Here is a 20049-nt window from a genome sequence, read left to right on the forward strand (position 1 = left end):
GTTGTCTCTCCGTGTTTATCGCAAGGACTGGCTTGCGATGCCGAGTTCGGATGCGCGGCGGTTATGCACGAAAAGCACCATGGCGATGACGCCGGTGAAATCGATCAGCGCGCCGAACAAGAACGCGCTGTGATAGCCGCCGAAGTATTGGATGAGAACCCCTGTCAGCGCCGGTCCGATGATGCCCGACAGGTTGCTCAAGAAGTGGATGAAGCCACCCACGCCGCCCTGCCGATGCAGCGGCAGAATCTCGTGCTGAATTGCCCAGATGGCCTGGCACGAACCGGTGAGGAACAGGAGCGCCGCCGCGATGAGCGCGACCGCCGCCACGAGCGAAGTGGCCGACGTGATGCACAGCACGGCGACACCGGACAGCGCGAGCGGAATCGTCGCGACGAGCTTGCGCGCCTTCACGGGATCGTCCATGCGACGATAAATCCAGTCGCCTACCAGCCCGCCGCCGAAGTAACCAATGGCGCCGCAAATCCACGGAATGGACGTGATGATGCTCATCTGCTTGAGGTCGAGATGCATCACGTTGGTCAGATAACTCGGCAACCACGAGATGAACACGTACTGTGTGTAGTTCACGGCGAAGAGACCCGCGCCGAGCGCGAGCGTGCTCGGGCGGCGCAGATACGCGCCGAGCGTCATGCCGTCGTCCTCCACGTTCGCGGCTTCGGCAATGGAACGGCTCTCGTCGATCATGCGACGTTCGTCATCGCGCACGCGCGCGTTTTGCGCGGGCTTGTCGGTCACGAAGATGCGCCACACCACGAGCCACAGAAAGCCGAGCACGGCGATCACGATGAACGACGTGCGCCAGTCGAACGCATACGCGATCAGACCGACCACCGGTCCCGCAATGGCATTGCCGAGTGTCTGTCCGGAGAACGTGAAGCCGATCATCGTCGAGGTCTCGTGACGCGGAAACCAGTTCGAGATCGTGCGATTCGTATTAGAGCTCATCGGCCCTTCGCCAATGCCGAAGAACACGCGGCATACGAGCAGCGAGACGAATCCCGTCGCGGCCGCGGTGAGTCCGCAGAACAGCGACCAGATGCCCATGGCGTAAGTGAACACGCGCACGGTGCCCCACTTGTCGGAGAAATAGCCGCCGAGAAAGGAGAAGATGGAATAGCCGATGAAGAAGCTGCTGAAGATGATGCCGAGTTGCGAGGGCGAAAGATCGAGCGTCTTGCCAACGATGGGCGCGACGATGCCGAGCGCCGCGCGATCCATGTAGTTGATCGCGCCTGCCGTGAATAGCAGGCCCGCGACCACATAGCGGTATTTGCCGGTCTTCATATGTCTCCTTGACTGCTTTAGTTATGGAGCGGCCATGAAGCCCTCGGCCGCGAAGGTCCTGCCTTGCCGATGCTGTCGTGTCTAAATCCTCACTCTCAACTCATGATGCCGATCTGCCACGGCACGAATTCGTGATCGCCGAGGCCGAGCAGTTCGCTCTTGCTGCGCTCGCCCGAAGCGGTGGCGAGCAGCGCGTCGAAGATGACCTGCCCCATGCTTTCGATGCTCGCTTCGCCATCGAGAATGGCGCCGCAATTCAGGTCCATGTCCTCGGTGAGACGGCGATACATCGGCGTGTTGGTGGCGAGCTTGATCGATGGCACGGGCTTCGCGCCGAACATGGAACCTCGCCCCGTCGTGAACGCGATGAGGTTCGCGCCACCCGCGATCTGTCCGGTCGCGGAGACGGGATCGAAGCCCGGCGTATCCATGAAAACGAGGCCGTTTTGCGTCACGGGCTCGGCGTAGCGATACACCTCCATGAGCGGCGTGGTGCCGCCTTTCATCGACGACCCGATCGATTTCTCGAAGATGTTGGCGAGGCCGCCGACCTGATTGCCCGGACTCACCTTGCCGTTGATCTGCACATCGCGACCGACCGAATATTCTTCCTTCCACCAGCGGATGCGATCCACAAGTTTCTCGCCCACCGCGCGGCTCACGGCGCGGCGCGTCAGCGTATGTTCGACGCCATAGACCTCGGGCGTTTCCGACAGGATGGCGGTGCCGCCGTGGCGCACGAGAATGTCCATTGCGGCGCCGAGCGCGGGATTCGCGCTGATCGAGGAAAAGCCGTCCGAACCGCCGCATTGCAGGCCGATCTTCAGATGGCTCGCATCGACCGTGCTGCGCGTGACGTCGTTGGCGCGGGGCAGCAACGCCTTCACAGCTTCAATGCCCGCCTCGATGGTTTTGCGCGTGCCGCCGGTTTCCTGCATCGTGAAGGTATGCAGTCGCGAACTTGCGCTCAAATGCTCTTGATCGAGCAGGCCTTGCAACTGATTGCGTTCGCAACCGAGTCCGACGATAAGTGCCGCCGCGAGATTCGCGTGGCGCGCGTAGCCGGCCATCGTGCGGCGCAGCAGTTGCATGGGCTCGCCGCTCATCTCCATGCCGCAGCCGATCGAATGGCTGAACGCCACCACGCCATCCACGTTCGGGTAATCCGCCAGTCGCTCGGGCGTGAACCATTCCGCGATCTTGTGCACGACCGTGGCCGAGCAATTCACGGTGGAGAGAATGCCGATGTAATTGCGCGTCGCCACGCTGCCATCCGCGCGCACGATGCCCTGAAACGTCGCGCGCTTCCCGACAGGCAACTGCTCGACCGCGCGATAGTCCTCGCCATAGGCGTAGTCGCGATCGAAGTCGCGGAACTCGACGTTGTGTCCGTGAACCAGCGTGCCCGGTGCGATATCGGCGGCGGCGAAACCGATCACCACGTTGTATTTGCGGATCGGCTCGCCTTGCCGGATGGCGCGGGCGGCGATCTTGTAGCCTGCCGTGACCTGGCTTCGGCTCACGAAGTCTTCGGCATCCACGCGCGTGCCCATCGCTACATCCGTGCGGGCAATCACGACGTTGTCATTGGAATGAAGACGGATCACCGGGCCGACGACGCGCTTTTCGGACTGCTCGATCATGGGTTTTGTATAAGTTATGCGCCGCGAGTACGCGCCTGATGGACCGCTTCATGAAGTACTGGATGGACCACTCGCTGCGCCAATCATACGGATCGGGGATTTGCTATGGTTTGCTTGAGAAGCAAGAAATTTTTTAGTCCGGCGCGCTAATCTGCGGGCTGAGACACCGGGAGCGCCGGGACCGCCGCCGCGCCGACGCTGATAACAAGGAGACATCTCATGTGGCAACAGACCGAACGCTATCCCGACCCGCGCGTGATTTCGCTCGATCCATCCTTCGACCGCTATCGCGTTGCGTTCTCCGCGGTCGAGCGGCTTGCAACGGGCTTTCGGTTCACGGAAGGTCCGGTCTGGTTCGGCGATGGCCGCTTCCTCTTGTTCAGCGATATCCCGAATAACCGCATGCTGCGCTGGGAGGAGGAAACGGGGGCGGTGAGTGTGTATCGCGCTGCATCGAACCATGCGAATGGCAACACGCGTGACCGGCAAGGACGGCTCATCACGTGTGAACATGGGCGCCGCATCACGCGCACGGAATACGACGGCCGCATAACCGTGCTGATGGATTCGTTCGATGGCAAGCCGCTCAATTCGCCTAACGATGTCGTCGTCAAGTCCGACGGTTCGATCTGGTTCACCGATCCGCCCATGGGCATCTGGGGCCACTATGAAGGCAACAAGGCCGAGCCGGAACTGCCGCATTCCATCTATCGCATCGACGCAAAGACGCTCGAAGCGAGCCTCGTCACGGCGGATCTGAAAGGACCGAACGGTCTGTGTTTTTCGGCCGACGAGAAGCTGCTTTACGTGACCGAATCGCGCGGCGTGCCGAACAAGCTCATCCACGTGTACGACGTGTCGGAGGACGGGCGCGGTATCGGCCGGGGACGCGTGTTTTACGACGCGGGCGTGGGAACGGTGGACGGCATACGCGTCGATGTCGACGGCAACTTGTGGTGCGGCTGGGGCATGGGCAGCGACGAACTCGACGGCGTGATGATTCTTTCGCCTGCGGGCAAGCCGATCGGACGCATCGCCCTGCCCGAGCGATGCGCCAATCTTTGCTTCGGCGGACCGAAGCGCAACCGTCTCTTCATGGCGGCGTCGCAGTCGATCTATTCGGTGTACGTGAACACGCAGGGCGTCGCGAACGTTTAGCGCGAGCGCCCTGTTTCATCGCTTAGAACGTGGCCCAGTCGCCGTCGCCGGCTGCGACCGCGGGTTCTGCGCGCTTCTTCGGCGCGGCAGGCTTAACGGCCTTCACGATCGACGCGGGCGCAGGACGGTGCACCGGCGCTGCGTTCGCACGGCTCGCGGCAACGACAGCCTGGCCCGTGCGAAACACGGCGACGGTCGTGCGCAATTGCTCGGCCTGATCTTCCAGCGACCCAGCCGCTGCCGCCGCTTCTTCGACGAGTGCCGCGTTCTGCTGCGTGACCTCGTCCATCTGCGAGATGGCCTGGTTCACTTGCTCGATACCGCGCGTCTGTTCATGCGATGCCGACGCGATTTCGCCCATGATGTCCGTCACGCGTTGTATCGCCGTGCCGACCTTTTGCATGGTTCCACCCGCGCGGGCAACGAGTTCCGTGCCCGCCTGCACGCGGCCGCCCGACGTTTCGATCAACTCCTTGATCTCCTTCGCGGCACTCGACGAACGCTGCGCGAGGCTGCGCACTTCGCTTGCGACGACGGCAAAGCCGCGACCCTGCTCGCCAGCGCGAGCGGCTTCGACCGCGGCGTTCAACGCAAGGATGTTGGTCTGGAAGGCGATGCCTTCGATCATGCCGATGATCTCCGCGATCTTGGCCGAACTCTGTTCGATGCCCGCCATGGTCTCGACGACCTGACCGACGATAGCGCTGCCTTCGTTGGCGACGGCGTTCGCGTTGTCGGCGAGGCCGCTTGCCTGCATCGCGTTCTCGGAGTTCTGCTTGACCGTCGCGGTGAGTTCTTCCATGCTCGCGGCCGTTTCCTGCAGCGAAGCGGCCTGCTGTTCGGTACGCGATGAAAGATCGGTGTTGCCCGCTGCAATCTGCTTGCTGGCGCTCGCAATGGCCTCGCTGCTCGTGCGGACGGAGCCGACGGTTGCCGCGAGCTTCTCCTTCATGGCGGCGACGCCGGAGAGCAACTGGCCCATCTCATCGTGGGTCTTGATCGTGACCGTGCGTGTCAGATCGCCTGCCGCGATGTGCTCGAAATGCTCGAGTGCATCGGCGAGCGGCGACATGATCGCGCGACGCAGGAAGTACCAACCGAAAGCCGCGCCCGCAATACCCACGACGAGCGAGATGAAGCCAACGGTACGCACGGTTGCGTAGCTGCTGTCGTTTTCCTCGTCCTGGCGGGCTGCGTCGATGAGTTGGAATTCCTTCAGCTTCTTGAAGGCATCGCTCGTGCGATTGTAGGCATCGGGCACGTCTTTCTGTGCATAGCGAATGATCTCGGCCTGATCGCGTTTCTCGATGGCGGCGCCAAAAGCTTCGACTGCCTTGCGCATTTGAGCGCGGCCTTCGACCACGTCCTTCGCGAGGACGTCTTCGTCCGCGCCACGCGGGATGACATCGTACTTCTTGTACCACTCGTCCGAATCGGCCAACGCTTTCTCGGCGCGAGCGCGCAGGTCTTCCCCTCCGGTGCCTTCGCGGTCGAGCGCAAAGCGGTCGAGCAGCACGCGTGCGCGGTTCAGGTACACGTCCGAGACACCCAGCGCGTTGACGGAGGGCAACGTGCTCAGACTCACGTCTCTTGCGGACGCCTTGATGGTCGCCATGCCGTATAGACCGATTCCCACGGACAAGCTGAGCAGCACGCCAAGAAAAATCATGGTGAGCGCGAGCCGCGCCCGGATTGTCAGGCTCTTCATTCGTTTTGCTTCCAGAGTGGTCGTAGGTGGAGACAAGGCGCGATGCTTATCGACGCCTGTTGCAAGCTTGTCCACCTTCTTATCGGCGTGAAGCAGGGAAACTGTAATGAGGATGTAGGTATGACGGCCGCTGCTACGTCACGGCGCCCGCTGCAACGACACCGCTCGGCTCGGGCACGAGCGTCGAAAGTCCCACGACGAGTTCCGGCGCGACCGGCCGGCTCAGCAAGTAACCTTGCACGAAGTCGCACTGCGCTTGCCGCAGCATGTCCAGTTGCGTTGCGCGCTCGACACCTTCCGCCGTGACGCTCACGCCAAGCGCATGCGACATCTGGATGATGCCGCACACGATGCCATGCGTCGCGGCATCGCTTTCCAGGCGAGCGACAAACGAACGGTCGATCTTGAGCGTATCCGGCGCGAAATCCGCGAGATAACGCAGACTCGAATAGCCCGTGCCGAAGTCATCGATGGCGATGCGCACGCCGAGTTCCTTCAACGCACAGAGCGTGCGTTGCGCGAGCTCTGCATTCTCCATCAACGCACTCTCGGTCAGTTCCACTTGCAGGCTCGACGGCGGCAGTCCGTGCCGGCGCAAAGCGTTATCCACGACATCGACGATAGCCGTATCGCGCAACTGCCGCGCCGACACGTTCACGGAGACGCTGAGCGCGCTCGCACCGTTTCTGCGCCAGTGCGCAAGCTGCCGAAGCGCGTCTTCCATGACCCACGCGCCGACCTCGATGATGAAGCCGCTCTCTTCCAGAATCGGAATGAACACGCCCGGCGAGACGACACCGCGCGTTGGATGACTCCAACGGATGAGCGCCTCGACACTGCGGACCGCGAGCGAATGCGGCTCGTGAATCGCCTGATAGTGCAGCACGAACTGGTCGTTGGCGAGCGCGGCGGGCAGGTCGCGCTCCAGGTTGAAGTCGACGATACGCTTGCTTGCGTCCTTGTCGGCGAAGCGAAAGCCGTTGCGCCCGGCCTTCTTCGCGGCATACATCGCAATGTCCGCACTCGTGAGCAAGGTCTCGTGATCGGCGCCGTTCTCGGGGAACACGGAAATGCCGATCGACGCGGTGACGAACGCGCCGGCGCGAGGCGCATCGCCTGTTTGTGCGAGCACGCCGAAAATGATTCGCGCGATGCTCGCAAGCCGTTCCTTGTCGCGTGCCTCGTCGATCAGCACGGCAAACTCGTCGCCGCCGAGTCGCGCAAGAAAGGCATCGGCCGGGAGCGCCGCCTGAATCACTTCGCTCAGCGACTTGAGCAGACGGTCGGCTGCCGTATGGCCGAGCGTGTCGTTGAGCACCTTGAAGCGGTCCAGATCGATGAACATCAGCGCGAACACGTTGTCCTCGCGGCAGCGTTCCTCGATGGCGCGCAAGAGCGCAACGCGATTCGCGAGCCCTGTCAGCGAATCCGAGAAAGCCAGCCGGTCCAGTTCCGCGACACGCTCCTGCTCCGCGGTAATGTCCTCGCTGATGCCGATGATGCGCGCCACGCCGCCCGCCGCATCGCGCACGGGATAACCCGTGCTTTGCACCCAACGCACGCCGCCGCCGGGCCGCTCGATGCGGTATTGCACGCGCCCGCCAATCGCGGTGTCGACGATGCGGCGCATCGCGGCTTCGACTTGCGGACGGTCTTCGGGCAGCACGACATCCATCCACGCTTGCGGACGTTCCAGCAGCGTCGGCGCGTCCACGCCGAACAGGGACGCGCAGCCTTCGCTCAACCGATGGAAGTGGCTGAAATCCGCGCTATACGAGTAGAAGCAGAGACCGGCGTGCGCTTCCATCTCGGTCATCAGCGCGTCTTTCGCGCGCAGATCGGCGGCGAGGTCGGCTTCCTGAGTGACATCGAGCGACGCGCACAAAATGCCGTAGACGCCGCCCGTACCGTTTTCGATAGGGATCAATCGCGACTGCCATACCTTCGGCTCGCCTGTCGTCGTCGGGCACGCGCCAGTGAAAGACGTGCGCGCGCCTTGCAGCGCGGCGGCGAATGCGCTGCGAGCGGCGATGGCGTCATCGTTCGACCAGAAGCTCAGCCAGTCGGCGCCGGCAAGCTGTTCCGGGCCGCTCGCCTGCATCAACTGCGCGCCATGCTCGGAGATGCGCAACATGCGCCCTTCTTCGTCCAGCAGCTTCAGGCATTCGCGATTCGCGTCCAACATCGCCCGTGCAAGCGCGCGGGTGGCATTCTCGCGCCCGGCGGCGCGGCGTGCACGACCAAGACCGATCGTCAGCACGACGCCGCCGGCAAAGGCGCCGACGCACGACGCCGCGACGTTCGACACGGACGCGAGTGGCCAATAAACGAGCGCGAACGCGCCCACCGCACCGAGCATGTGCTGCACGACGCAGGCAGAGGAAAAAGTTGCGCTACATGCCTGAGTTTTCAGGAAGAACGACAGGAAGCCCTGGTTCTGCGCGGATCGAGTCTCCGACCGTGCGCGGTCGACTGAACCCTGGGTGGAATGATGGGACATGGGCATTGCAAAACCAGGCTTTCGGTGGACGTGGTGGACGAGTCGACCAAGCCTCGTGCTTGATGGAGCCGATCAGGCGATTCCTGGTTTACGACGCACGAGTGCAAATGCTTTAGCCCTGTGCGGACGAAGAAATACGTGGCGCGGGCGATGGAGCCGTCAGGGAGAGTGCGAGAACAAGGCTCCAAGCGTGCCTTACCGATACGTGAAGCGCCGGTGCGTCCTCTTCGTCCGAGGGACGCCCGTGCATGCGCTTCGAAACGAGCGTGCGGCCATTCGTCGAGCCGCTTCTGCGCGCTCGAATCGTTCACCCATGACACGCTCCAGCAAACATGCTTGTATATTAACGGGACGACATCGGCGTCGCGACTACGCGTCGCGTCGGCGAACCGGGACCAATGATCGACCATCCGGGCTAACCATGAAATCCAAAGACTACTACGCGGTCATGGGCGTTCCGCGCACGGCGAGCGAAGCGGAAATCAAGACCGCTCACAGAAAACTCGCGCGCAAGTTTCATCCCGACCTCAACAAGGACGCGGACGCCGAAGCGCGCTTCAAGGAAGTGGGCGAGGCATATCAGGTACTCAAGGACCCGGAGAAGCGCGCCGCGTTCGATGCCCTCGGCACCGGGCTCAAAGATGGCGACGAGATCCGTCCGCGTCCCGATGTCGGCGATGGCTTCGAGTATCGCGGTGGCGAAAGTCAGCAAGACGCCGACGACTTCTTCAGCGACCTGTTCGGCGCACGCAGCGGCATGCACGGCGGCGCACGCGCGCGGCATGGGACACGGTCGCGCATGCCCGAGTGGCCGGGCGAGGATCATCATGCAAGCGTCGCGGTCAGCCTGGAAGATACCTACACCGGCGCGCAGCGCACCTTCAGGCTACAAATGCCCGTCATCGACGATGAAGGACGCGTGACCTATCGAACGCGCACGCTCGATGTGACGATACCGAAGGGCATTCTCGACGGCCAGCGCCTGCGCCTCGCGGGTCAGGGAGGCGCCGGTTCGGGCAATGCGCCGCCAGGCGACCTCTATCTGGAAGTGACGGTCGACAAGCACAAGCGTTATACCGTCGACGGCCGCGACGTCACCGTCGAATTGCCGCTTGCGCCATGGGAAGCCGCGCTTGGCGCAGAGGTGGTCGTGCCGACGCCATCCGGCGATGTGACCGTGACCGTTCCGGCCGGGTCTGCCGCCGGACGACGTTTGAGGTTGCGCGGTCGAGGCATTCCCGGCAATCCGCCCGGCGATGTCTACGTCATGCTCGGCATCGTGCTGCCTCCCGCCGATACCGACGCCAGGAAGGCTGCCTATCACGCCATGCGCGATGCGTTCGACTTCGATCCGCGCGCGCACTTTTATGGGTGAACCATCATGAATGAAAACGAGCCGGTTTATCTGCAGGGCGATATCGTCGAGGAGCACGTCGAGTTCACGATGATCGAACTGTGTCGCATCACGGGCGCTTCGGAAGATCAGCTCGCGCTTTGGGTGCAAGAAGGCGCATTCGAGCCGCGAGGTGCGCGTATCGAGGAATGGCGCTTCAGCGGCACGTCGTTGCGCCGCGCCATGACCGCGCAACGACTGACCAGCGATCTCGAACTGAACGCGCAAGGCGTGGCGCTTGCACTCGATCTGCTCGATCAGATCGATGCCTTGCGCTCGCGCCTCGCACGCTACGGCGACCGCGGTTGATACGCATGAGCCTTCGTGCGGCCTTTCCCCGAAACGTCGCACGAGCGCTTCGATGGTGCGCCGATCATCCGGATTTGGTGCACACGCATGGCTGAATCCATGAAACATGCGCTCATTTGCGATGGCACGCTTATCGCTTATAGCTACAGCAAGGAGCCGGCGCTTCATCCGGTTTAGCACCAACAATTTGCAATAGATAACTAGGGTTCCGATCCGCGTAGCGTCCATGAGGGACGATCCATACGCGCGATGCTGGTCCGAGAGTTGTCGACCTCAAGGTTCTGCGCGAGGTTACACGGCGGGATAAAAGCCCGGGAGAGAACGCGATCGAGAGTCGCGCCGCTCCCCGCCGTCGATAACCCCTTCGAGGTCAACCTCATGCGCAAGCTATCCCGTTTCATCGGCATCGCCGCCCTCTCTCTCGCCGCGTTTGCTTCCACCGCTTCTCCCTCGTTCGCCGCCGGTCGTCAGGACTTCAAGGTCTGCTGGACCATCTATGCGGGCTGGATGCCGTGGGGCGAAGCGAAAACTCAAGGCATCGTTTCCAAGTGGGCCAAGAAGTACGGCATCAATGTCGATGTCGTGCAGCTCAACGACTACGTCGAGTCGATCAATCAGTACACGGCCGGCAAGTTCGACGGCTGCGCCATGACCAACATGGACGCACTGACGATTCCCGCCGCGGGCGGCGTGGACTCGACCGCGCTTATCGTCAGCGACTATTCCAACGGCAACGACGGCGTGCTCGTAAAGGGCACTGGCAAGAAGATCGCCGACATCAAGGGTCAGCAGATCAACCTCGTGCAGTTTTCCGTATCGCACTATCTGCTTGCCCGCGCGCTCGAATCCGCCGGCATGAGCGAGCGCGATCTCAAGGTGGTGAACACATCGGATGCCGATATCTCGGCCGCGTTTGCGACACCCGCCGTAAAGCAGGCCGTCACCTGGAATCCCATGCTCGCCGACCTGAAGGCCAAGCCCGATGTGACCGAAGTCTTCGATTCGAGCAAGATTCCCGGCGAGATCATGGACATGATGGTCGTCAACACGAAGACGCTGCAAGAGAACCCCGCACTCGGCAAGGCACTGACGGGCGCATGGTTCGAGATGATGTCGCTGATGCGCGCCAACAGCGCCGACAGCACCGCCGCCCTCAACGCGATGGCGAAGGCATCCGGCACCGATCTGCCGGGCTTCAAGGGCCAGCTCTCGACCACCGCGCTCTTCTACACGCCTAAGTCCGCGCTCGACTTCGCGACGAGTCCCGAACTGCCGCGCACCATGACGCGCGTCGCGAAGTTCTCGTTCGATCACGGTCTGCTCGGTCAAGGCGCGCCGAGCGCGGACGCAATCGGCATGGCGTTCGACAAGGGCGTCGTGGTCGGCAGCAAGAGCAACGTCAAGCTGCGCTTCGATCCGACCTACGTGCGCATGGCCGCCGACGGCAAGCTTTAACGCCTGCGAACCGGAGGCTGCGCGATGCGACTCATCAACCGACACCCGAGCAAGAGCGGCGCCATGCTGCTGCTCTTGATGCCGTTCATCGTGCTGTTGGCGGTGTACTTCACCAGTTCGTCGCTGCGGCTCAAGGACAATCCCGGCGACAAGGTGCTGCCGAGCGCGAGCCAGATGAGCGAGGCGATCACTCAGTTCGCCTTCACCGAAGACAAGCGCACGGGCCAATATCTGCTTTGGACCGATACGCTCGCAAGCCTCAAGCGCCTTGGCATCGGGCTTGCCGTGAGTGCGGTGATCGCGCTCGTCGCGGGCATCGTGACGGGCAGCATTCCGCTCGTCACCGCAACCCTCTCGCCCTTCATCACTGTCGTCTCGATGATCCCGCCGCTCGCGGTGCTGCCCATTCTCTTCATCGTGTTCGGCCTCGACGAGTTGTCGAAGGTCGTGCTGATCGTGATCGGCATTACGCCCATGATGATCCGCGATCTTCAGCAGCGCGCACGCGAGATTCCCGACGAGTTGTGGGTCAAGGCTCAGACGCTCGGCGCCACGAGCTGGACGCTGATGCTGCGCATGATCCTGCCGCAACTCATGCCGCGCCTGCTTGTCGCGCTGCGTCTCGCGCTCTGTTCGGCGTGGCTCTTTCTCATCGCGGCGGAAGCGATCGCATCCGTCGACGGCCTCGGCTATCGCATCTTTCTCGTGCGCCGCTATCTCGCGATGGACGTGATCCTGCCTTATGTCGCGTGGATCACGCTGCTCGCATGGCTTATCGACGAGAGCCTGCGCCGTATCACGCTGTGGGCGTTTCCCTGGTACGGCGGAGGCGCAAGATGATCGAAGTCCGCAACGTGTGGAAAGAGTACGGCAACCAGGTCGTGCTCGAACGCCTGAATCTCAAGATTGGAAAAGGCGAATTCTGTTCGATGGTCGGTGCGTCGGGCTGCGGCAAGTCCACGTTTCTGCGCCTTCTGCTCGGTCAGGAACGCGCGACACGCGGCGAGATCCTGCTCGATGGCGAACCGCTGCCAGGTGAACCGGACGCGCATCGCGGTGTGGTGTTTCAGCGCTATTCGGTGTTCGAGCATTTGAGCGTGGTGCGCAACGTGATGCTCGGTCACGAGTTGCGCGAGTCGAGGCTCATGGGCCGTCTTTTCGGCGCGCGTCGACAGGCTGCACGCGACGAAGCCGTGGCGATGCTCGAACGCGTCGGTCTTGCCGCCGCGCTCGACAAGTATCCGCATCAGCTTTCAGGCGGCATGCAGCAGCGTCTTGCCATTGCGCAGGCGCTCATGATGAAGCCGCGCATCTTGCTGCTCGACGAACCCTTCGGCGCGCTCGATCCGGGCATCCGCCGCGACATGCACGAACTGCTGCTGAAGCTTTGGCGCGAGTCGGGCCTCACCATCTTCATGGTCACGCACGACCTGAAAGAAGGCTTCACGCTCGGCAGCCGCGTGCTCGTCTTCGACAAGGTACGTGTCGATCCGCAAGCGCCCGGCGCGTATGGCGCGCGTATCACCTACAACATTCCGCTCGACCATAGCCGCGACTCGGCTTCGTCGATCCACGTTGCACGGGCGGCCGTCGAAGGCGCCGCGCGTGCGGAAGCGATACCTGCTTAAAGGAACCCAGGAAGATGGACTTGCTACTCGAAGAAACCGTTCCCGGCGGCGGACATGCGTCGCTGATCGTCAAGCGGGGACAGTCGTTGCGCCTGACCGATATGGATGGCGGCGCGAACGTCAGCATCATGATGTTTAACGCCGCCGAAAAAAGCGAACGCTTGAATCTGCCCGATACGCTCAAGTGCCAGCACACGGCCAAACTAAGCGCGGGCCATTGCCTCTACTCCGACATGGGCCGCGTGCTTGCCGCCATCGTCGCGGATACATGCGGGTGGCACGACAGCATCGGCGGGGTATCGAATGCCGGGGAAGTGCATGAGAAGTATGGCGCGGGACGCTATCAGGAACTGCGTAACGGCTTTTATCGCAATGGCATGGACAACCTGCTCGTCGAGATGGGCAAATGGAATCTCGGCCTCTCCGATCTCTTGATGACGCTGAATCTCTTCAGCCGCGTCGACGTGACGGACCAGGGGGCGCTTACCTTCGTCAGCGGCAATTCGAAGCCAGGCGATTACGTCGAGCTCTATGCGCCGATGAACACGCTCGTCGTGCTCACCGCAATTCAGCATCCGCTCGATCCGAACGCGAACTATGCGCCGCAACCCGTGAAGCTCTCGTTGGCAAATGCGGATCGAGAAGTGGCTGAACTCTGCCGCACTTCGTGCGAGGAAAACGTGCGTGGCTTCATCAACACCGAGCGCTTTTATCTTTGAGCGGAGACCGACAAACATGACGACCTACCTCACCGCCAGCGACCGCCGTGCAGAAGATGCGATCCACCGCGAAACGCTCGGCGCCGGCGAGCCGTGGCTCAAGGAACTGAAGGCCGGACAGACGCTGCGCATTCGCGATATGGAAGGCAATCAGGCTGTCGATACGCTCTTCTACAGCCTCGACAACCCGCGCGAACGTTTCGATCCGCAACGCACCCTGCGCCGCCAGAAGAGCCTCTATCTGACGACGGGAACCGTGCTGTATTCGAACCTCGGCAACCCGATGCTGACCATCGTTGCCGATACATGCGGCCGTCACGACACGCTTGGCGGCGCATGCGCTCAGGAGAGCAATACCGTTCGTTATGCGCTCGAAAAGCGCTACATGCATAGCTGCCGCGACAACTTCCTACGCGCCTGCGCGCACGACGGACGGCTTTCCAAACGCGACCTGAGTCCGAACATCAACTTCTTCATGAACGTGCCGGTGACAGCCGATGGCGGACTCACGTTCGAAGACGGCATCTCCGCGCCCGGCAAATACGTCGAACTGCGCGCGGAGATGAACGTCATCGTGCTCATCTCCAATTGCCCGCAGTTGAACAACCCCTGCAACGCCTACAACCCGACACCCGCGGAGTTACTGATATGGGAATGATGCGAATGAACCGCCTGCGTGAATGGTTCTATCTCGTGATGATGATTCGCGCGGGACGACTCGGCGCCTGTTCGTGCGACTCGCTAAAGTCTCATCGAACGAAAGTCTGAGGACGCTGCCGGGGACGACCCCGGCGTGCATCTTTCAATCGACGGGACGACCCGCCGACGCATCCGCCCCTGTCATGTTCGACAAAGTCCTGATTGCCAATCGCGGTGCCATTGCGTGCCGCATCCTTCGTACCTTGCGTTCGCTCGATATAGCAGGCGTCGCGGTCTATAGCGAAGCCGATCTCGCGAGCCGCCACGTCAGCGAAGCGCCCATCGCGCATTCGCTCGGTCAGGGCGCGGCTTCATCCACGTATCTGGATGTCGCGAAGATCCTCGAGATCGCGCGCCGCGAAAACGTGCAGGCCATCCATCCCGGCTACGGCTTTCTCTCGGAAAACGCGCTATTCGGGGAGGCGTGCGAAGCAGCCGGCATCGCGTTCATAGGACCGACGCCCGCGCAATTGCGCGCCTTCGGGCTCAAGCATACGGCTCGCGCCATTGCGGCCGAGCAAGGCGTGCCGATGCTCGAAGGCACCGGCCTTCTCGAAGACGCCGAAGCCGCGTTGCAGGCGGCTGGGCGCATTGGCTATCCGGTGATGTTGAAAAGCACGGCGGGCGGCGGCGGTATCGGCATGCGTGTGTGCTGGACTGCCGATGAACTCGCCGCGCAGTTCGACGTGGTGAAGCGCCTCGGGCAAAACAACTTCAGCGATGCGGGCGTGTTCATCGAGAAGTACATCGAACGCGCGCGGCATCTCGAAGTGCAGATTTTCGGCGATGGCCGCGGCAACGCGCTTGCACTCGGTGTACGCGATTGCTCGGTGCAGCGGCGTAACCAGAAAGTGCTGGAAGAAACGCCCGCGCCTTCGTTGCCCGATGGCATGGCAGAGGCATTGTGCGAAGCGGCGTTGCGGCTTGCCAGAGCGGTGGCTTATCGTTCGGCTGGGACGGTCGAATTCGTATACGACAGCGGTGCCGCGCAGTTTTATTTTCTCGAAGTGAACACGCGGCTGCAGGTCGAACACGGCGTGACCGAGCAAGTCTGGGGCATCGATCTCGTTCAGTGGATGATCGAACTCGCGGCAGGCACGCTTGCGCCGCTCGACGAACTCGGCGCCGCGTTGAAGCCCGTTGGTCACGCTATACAGGCGCGGCTCTATGCAGAAGATCCTGGCCGCGATTTCAAGCCGAGTCCTGGCTTGCTGACCGAGGTCGCGTTTCCCGAAGCGGATGGCAGCGCGCTGCGCATCGACACATGGATCGAAGCCGGCTGCGAAGTGCCGCCCTATTTCGATCCGATGCTCGCGAAGCTGATCGCGTGGAAACCGACACGCGAAGCCGCGCGCCACGCGCTCGCCGAAGCACTCGACGCCACGCGCATCTACGGCGTGGAGACCAATCGCGTGTATCTGCGGCAGATCATCGACGACACGCCGTTCGCTTCGGGCGAGCCGTGGACGCGTTGTCTCGAAGGGCTCAAGTATCGCGCGAGCACCGTCGAGATCGTGAGCGGCGGCACGCAGACCACGGTTCAGGACTTTCCTGGCAGACTCGGGTTTTGGGCGGTCGGCATTCCGCCCTCGGGCCCAATGGATGATCGAGCGTTACGCCTTGGTAACCGGCTTCTCGACAATTCGCCGGATGCGTCCGCGCTCGAAATCACGATGAGCGGTCCCACGTTGCGCTTCAATACGGACGCGGTGATCGCCATCACGGGCGCGGCGTTGAGCGTGACCGTCGATGGCATCGAGCAGCCGATGCACACGACGCTCTTCATTCCGTCAGGCGCGACACTCGCACTTGGTGCCATTCGTGGAGCGGGCGCACGCGCCTATTTGTGCGTGCGTGGCGGCTTCGATGTCGCGCAGTACCTCGGCAGCCGCAGCACGTTCACGCTGGGTCAGTTCGGCGGCCACGGCGGACGTGCGTTGCGCGCGGGCGATGTACTGCATCTGCATCCCTCGATGGATCGCGCACATGGCGTGCGCCTTTCGTTCACGCCCGCGCTCGACCCGGTTCGCACACTGCGCGTGATCTATGGTCCGCATGGCGCGCCGGAGTACTTCAGTCCGCAATACATCGAGACCTTTCTCGACACCGAATGGGAAATTCACTTCAATTCGAGCCGTACCGGCGTGCGCCTGATCGGACCGAAACCCGAATGGACGCGCGAGGACGGGGGCGAAGCGGGACTGCATCCGTCGAACATTCACGACAATCCGTATGCGGTCGGCGCGATCGACTTCACTGGCGACATGCCTGTGATTCTTGGTCCCGATGGCCCGAGCCTCGGCGGCTTCGTGTGTCCCGTGACGATCATCGAAGCGGACCTGTGGCAGATCGGGCAGTTGAAGGCGGGCGACAAGGTGCGTTTCGTGCCTGTGCGGATCGATGAGGCGCGCGCGGCGGCACGGGCGCGTCTCGTCGAATTGAAGACGCTTGAGCCGCTTGAAGCACCGCCTGCAAGCGCTGATGGAAGACGCGCGTTGACATCGCCCATCGTGCTGGACATCGGCGCGAATCACGACCGGCTGGTTGCGCGTGTGTCGGGCGATACGCACCTGCTGCTCGAACTCGGCCCCGCGGAACTGGACCTCGTCCTGCGCTTTCGTGGCCATGCGCTGATGCAATCGCTCGAAGCGCTCGAGTTGCCCGGCGTGATCGATCTAACGCCCGGCATCCGCTCGCTGCAGGTTCACTATCAGCCTGAGCGCCTGCCGCTTGCAACGTTGCTCGATACGGTCGCGCAGACGTGGCAACGCGTGTTGTTGCAAAAGGACTTGCGCGCGCCTTCGCGCATCGTGCATTTGCCTTTGTCATGGGACGATCCCGCTTGCCGCCTGGCCATCGACAAGTACATGACCACCGTGCGGCCGGATGCGCCGTGGTGCCCGAGCAATCTCGAGTTCATCCGGCGTATCAACGACCTCGAATCGATCGATGACGTCAAGCGCATCGTCTTCGACGCAAGCTATCTCGTGATGGGCTTGGGCGATGTCTATCTCGGCGCGCCAGTTGCAACGCCGCTCGATCCACGCCATCGGCTGGTGACGACCAAGTACAACCCGGCGCGTACGTGGACCGCGGAGAACTCCGTTGGCATCGGCGGCGCGTATCTTTGCGTCTATGGCATGGAAGGTCCGGGCGGCTATCAGTTCGTCGGGCGCACGTTGCAGATGTGGAACCGTTATCGCGCGATTGCCGATTTCGCGGGCCGTCCGTATCTCTTGCGCTTCTTCGATCAGATCCGCTTCTACGAAGTCCCGGCCGATGAACTGCTGCATATTCGCGAGCATTTTCCGCTTGGACGTTATCCGCTCAAGATCGAGGAGACAGAGCTGTCTCTCTCCGACTACGAGGCGTTTCTGAAACGCGAGGCGGCTGGTATCGATGCATTCCGCGCCCGTCAGCAAGCCGCGTTTCAAGCGGAACGCGAGCGTTGGCGTGAAGCGGGACAAGCACAGGAGAGCTTCGAGCCTCCGGTTGTAACCGAAGGCGAGACCGTGCCGCTCGAAGACGGTCAGACCGCGGTGGACAGCGAGATCGCGGGCAATCTCTGGCAGGTGCGCGTGAAGGCGGGCGAGCGCATTGCGGCAGGCGACGTGATGTTCGTGATCGAATCGATGAAGATGGAGATCGCCGTGTGCGCGCCCTGCGCGGGCATCGTCGCCGATATCCATGTGGCGCCTGGCACGCCCGTGAAGGCGGGACAGCGCGTGGCGATCATCGGGAACGTCTGAATGTCGTAGCCAAGGGAGCCGCAAGTCCCCGTTGAATTTCATTCAACATGTCATTTTTTTTTTGAACTGGCAGCCCTCCCCCTGCGAATCTAATCTGAACGCGGATTGAGAACACGCGGCTACCCACGCCGCGACCGCATTCACTTCGCAGAGGGTTCAAATGAACGGACTGAAAAGACTAGGTGCTTTCTTCGCGCTGAGCGCCGCATTCACATTGCAAACCCCTGCGTTTGCCGTCGATTGGGACTTCGCCACCGCGAATGCGCCGGGCAATTACCAGACGAAACTGGACGAGAAGTTCGCGGCTGAAGTGGCCGCCGCCACCAACAACGAAGTGAAGATCAACATTCACGCGGGCGGGCAACTCGGTTTCAAGGGCCCGGAAATGTTGAGCGTGATTCGCGATGGACTCGTGCCCATCGGGTCGTTTCAGTTCGCGCAGCAAGTCGGCATCTCGCCGATTCTCGGGGCATCGTCGGTACCGTATCTCGTATCCGGTTTTGATGAGATGAAGACCTTCCGTTCCGTCTCGAAGCCCTACTACGACGCCGAATTCAAGAAGTTCAATCAGAAGCTGCTGCTCACCATTCCCTGGCCCGGCCAGAACGTCTTTTCCAAAGTCGAACTGTCGAACTCGGACACCTTCAGGACCATGAAGATCCGCACGACCGACCGCAACGGCAGCGACTTCTTCCGCAGCCTTGGCGCATCGCCGGCGCAGATTCCCTGGGGTGAAGTCGTGCCCGCGCTGTCGACGGGCGTCATCAATAGCGTGTCGACATCGACATCGTCTGCCGTGGATGGCCAGTTCTGGGACTTCCAGAAGGCGTGCAACGTCGTCAACTGGCAATCGAACTTCGAAGGCGTGTCGGTCAATCTCGACGCCTGGAACAAGCTCAGTGCGAAAAACCAGAAGGCTATCGAAGACGTCGTCGCACGACTCGAACCCGTGTTCTGGGACGCGGCAAAAGCGGAAGACAGCAAGAACTTCGAGACCCTCAAGGCGAAGGGCATGGAGATCTACACGCCGCCCGCGGCCGTGCGCGACGCCATGGCCGCCAAGGGCAAGCCGAGTTGGACCGCCTTCGAGGACGCGGTGCCCGCCGCCAAGCCACTCCTCAAAAGCTATCTGACCGCGGTCGGCAAGCAGTGAGCCGCATCCGCTCTTCGAAAACCACGGTCACAGCGGAGTCAATGCCCATGGAAAACATCGACACAAGCGCGCATGTCGAGAGTTCGAAGGGACGTGCGTTCGTGCAGAAGGCGTTGTTCTCCATCGATATGCTCGCCCGTCTGGATGGCTGGCTCGGCGCCCTCTGCCTCTGCCTGCTATGCCTCTTGATGATTGCCGGCATCGTCGTGCGGACGCTGTCGACCGTGGTGAGCTGGTTGCCCAAGGACATACCCATCGCATGGGAATACAGCTCGTATCTGATGGCCGTGACCTTCACGTTCGGCGCCGCGCTCACGCTTCGCGCAGGCGGCCATATCCGCGTCAGGGTGCTGTTGTCGAACGCATCGCCTCGCGTCGTCAAGGGCCTCGAATGCGTATCGGCGGCGGCGGGCTTCGCGTTCGCGGCGTTCTTCTCGGTCGCCATGACGCACTTCTCGTATCAGGCGTTTCTCACCGACGAACGCTCGCTTGCCAGCAGCACGCCCTTGTGGATACCCAAGGCATTCGTCGCGTTCGGCGCGATGCTGCTTGCGCTGCAGTTACTCGCGCGCCTCGGCCAGTTGTTTCTGGACGAGCCTGTCGAAGACAAGAACCTGATTCATTGAA

15 protein-coding genes and 1 riboswitch are annotated in these 20049 nt (G+C 62.1%); of the genes, 11 read left to right on the forward strand and 4 right to left on the reverse strand.

Features of this window, described 5'->3' with window-relative positions; genetic code table 11:
* Nucleotides 1-15: 15 nt before the first annotated feature.
* Nucleotides 16-1308, reverse strand: coding sequence for an MFS transporter (locus P9292_RS08985; RefSeq protein ID WP_244830629.1), 1293 nt, complete (start codon nt 1306-1308; stop codon nt 16-18).
* Nucleotides 1309-1403: 95 nt separating this feature from the next.
* A complete protein-coding gene (locus tag P9292_RS08990) occupies nt 1404-2951 on the reverse strand; it encodes an altronate dehydratase family protein (RefSeq protein ID WP_309845671.1) in 1548 nt (515 codons plus the stop codon).
* Between the two features lie 219 nt (nt 2952-3170).
* On the opposite strand from P9292_RS08990, the gene P9292_RS08995 reads away from it, so the two are divergent.
* The gene (locus P9292_RS08995) at nt 3171-4109 is read left to right on the forward strand and encodes an SMP-30/gluconolactonase/LRE family protein (RefSeq protein ID WP_309958620.1); all 939 of its coding nucleotides are present in this window, start codon (nt 3171-3173) and stop codon (nt 4107-4109) included.
* Between the two features lie 22 nt (nt 4110-4131).
* Here P9292_RS08995 and P9292_RS09000 read toward each other — a convergent pair whose 3' ends face one another.
* Both P9292_RS09000 and P9292_RS09005 read right to left on the reverse strand, forming a co-directional pair.
* A complete protein-coding gene (locus tag P9292_RS09000) occupies nt 4132-5817 on the reverse strand; it encodes a methyl-accepting chemotaxis protein (RefSeq protein ID WP_309958621.1) in 1686 nt (561 codons plus the stop codon).
* A 133-nt stretch (nt 5818-5950) separates the two neighbouring features.
* On the reverse strand, nt 5951-8317 hold the full coding sequence (locus P9292_RS09005) for an EAL domain-containing protein (RefSeq protein ID WP_309958622.1): 2367 nt from the start codon (nt 8315-8317) through the stop codon (nt 5951-5953).
* A gap of 421 nt (nt 8318-8738) precedes the next feature.
* On the opposite strand from P9292_RS09005, the gene P9292_RS09010 reads away from it, so the two are divergent.
* The 10 genes from P9292_RS09010 (at nt 8739) to P9292_RS09055 (ending at nt 20048) form a co-directional block, all read left to right on the forward strand.
* Nucleotides 8739-9692: a DnaJ C-terminal domain-containing protein gene (locus P9292_RS09010; RefSeq protein WP_309958623.1), complete on the forward strand. Its 954-nt coding sequence runs from the start codon at nt 8739-8741 to the stop codon at nt 9690-9692.
* Nucleotides 9693-9698: 6 nt separating this feature from the next.
* Complete coding sequence (locus tag P9292_RS09015) at nt 9699-10019, forward strand: chaperone modulator CbpM (protein ID WP_250469456.1); 321 nt, start codon at nt 9699-9701, stop codon at nt 10017-10019.
* 189 nt (nt 10020-10208) lie between these two features.
* Nucleotides 10209-10339, forward strand: a riboswitch (guanidine-I (ykkC/yxkD leader).
* A 58-nt stretch (nt 10340-10397) separates the two neighbouring features.
* The gene (locus tag P9292_RS09020) at nt 10398-11474 is read left to right on the forward strand and encodes a putative urea ABC transporter substrate-binding protein (protein ID WP_250494624.1); all 1077 of its coding nucleotides are present in this window, start codon (nt 10398-10400) and stop codon (nt 11472-11474) included.
* A 24-nt stretch (nt 11475-11498) separates the two neighbouring features.
* The gene (locus tag P9292_RS09025) at nt 11499-12314 is read left to right on the forward strand and encodes an ABC transporter permease subunit (protein WP_309958624.1); all 816 of its coding nucleotides are present in this window, start codon (nt 11499-11501) and stop codon (nt 12312-12314) included.
* The gene (locus tag P9292_RS09030) at nt 12311-13102 is read left to right on the forward strand and encodes an ABC transporter ATP-binding protein (protein ID WP_250469446.1); all 792 of its coding nucleotides are present in this window, start codon (nt 12311-12313) and stop codon (nt 13100-13102) included. The genes P9292_RS09025 and P9292_RS09030 overlap by 4 nt, the downstream gene beginning before the upstream one ends.
* Nucleotides 13103-13116: 14 nt before the next feature.
* Nucleotides 13117-13821 (forward strand): urea amidolyase associated protein UAAP1, encoded by a 705-nt coding sequence (locus tag P9292_RS09035; protein ID WP_309958625.1) that lies wholly within the window; start codon nt 13117-13119, stop codon nt 13819-13821.
* Nucleotides 13822-13837: 16 nt separating this feature from the next.
* Nucleotides 13838-14479 carry an urea amidolyase associated protein UAAP2 gene (locus tag P9292_RS09040; RefSeq protein WP_244830645.1) on the forward strand — a complete coding sequence of 214 codons (642 nt, stop codon included), beginning with the start codon at nt 13838-13840 and terminating at the stop codon, nt 14477-14479.
* A gap of 184 nt (nt 14480-14663) precedes the next feature.
* Nucleotides 14664-18269, forward strand: a complete 3606-nt coding sequence (gene uca / locus P9292_RS09045) for an urea carboxylase (protein ID WP_309958626.1) — start codon at nt 14664-14666, stop codon at nt 18267-18269.
* Nucleotides 18270-18429: 160 nt separating this feature from the next.
* The gene (locus P9292_RS09050; protein ID WP_244830653.1) at nt 18430-19422 is read left to right on the forward strand and encodes a TRAP transporter substrate-binding protein; all 993 of its coding nucleotides are present in this window, start codon (nt 18430-18432) and stop codon (nt 19420-19422) included.
* A gap of 47 nt (nt 19423-19469) precedes the next feature.
* Nucleotides 19470-20048, forward strand: a complete 579-nt coding sequence (locus tag P9292_RS09055; RefSeq protein WP_250469441.1) for a TRAP transporter small permease subunit — start codon at nt 19470-19472, stop codon at nt 20046-20048.
* Nucleotide 20049 lies beyond the last annotated feature (1 nt).

The organism is Caballeronia sp. LZ001, assembly GCF_031450875.1.
Lineage (GTDB): Bacteria > Pseudomonadota > Gammaproteobacteria > Burkholderiales > Burkholderiaceae > Caballeronia.

Coding starts and splice junctions, on each gene's coding strand:
- P9292_RS09050 (WP_244830653.1), top strand. CDS start 18,430: ATGAACGGACTGAAAAGACTAGGTGCTTTCTTCGCGCTGAGCGCCGCA.
- P9292_RS09055 (WP_250469441.1), top strand. CDS start 19,470: ATGGAAAACATCGACACAAGCGCGCATGTCGAGAGTTCGAAGGGACGT.
- P9292_RS09010 (WP_309958623.1), top strand. CDS start 8,739: ATGAAATCCAAAGACTACTACGCGGTCATGGGCGTTCCGCGCACGGCG.
- P9292_RS09015 (WP_250469456.1), top strand. CDS start 9,699: ATGAATGAAAACGAGCCGGTTTATCTGCAGGGCGATATCGTCGAGGAG.
- P9292_RS09035 (WP_309958625.1), top strand. CDS start 13,117: ATGGACTTGCTACTCGAAGAAACCGTTCCCGGCGGCGGACATGCGTCG.
- P9292_RS09025 (WP_309958624.1), top strand. CDS start 11,499: ATGCGACTCATCAACCGACACCCGAGCAAGAGCGGCGCCATGCTGCTG.
- uca (WP_309958626.1), top strand. CDS start 14,664: ATGTTCGACAAAGTCCTGATTGCCAATCGCGGTGCCATTGCGTGCCGC.
- P9292_RS09005 (WP_309958622.1), bottom strand. CDS start 8,317: ATGTCCCATCATTCCACCCAGGGTTCAGTCGACCGCGCACGGTCGGAG.
- P9292_RS09020 (WP_250494624.1), top strand. CDS start 10,398: ATGCGCAAGCTATCCCGTTTCATCGGCATCGCCGCCCTCTCTCTCGCC.
- P9292_RS09030 (WP_250469446.1), top strand. CDS start 12,311: ATGATCGAAGTCCGCAACGTGTGGAAAGAGTACGGCAACCAGGTCGTG.
- P9292_RS08990 (WP_309845671.1), bottom strand. CDS start 2,951: ATGATCGAGCAGTCCGAAAAGCGCGTCGTCGGCCCGGTGATCCGTCTT.
- P9292_RS09000 (WP_309958621.1), bottom strand. CDS start 5,817: ATGAAGAGCCTGACAATCCGGGCGCGGCTCGCGCTCACCATGATTTTT.
- P9292_RS09040 (WP_244830645.1), top strand. CDS start 13,838: ATGACGACCTACCTCACCGCCAGCGACCGCCGTGCAGAAGATGCGATC.
- P9292_RS08985 (WP_244830629.1), bottom strand. CDS start 1,308: ATGAAGACCGGCAAATACCGCTATGTGGTCGCGGGCCTGCTATTCACG.
- P9292_RS08995 (WP_309958620.1), top strand. CDS start 3,171: ATGTGGCAACAGACCGAACGCTATCCCGACCCGCGCGTGATTTCGCTC.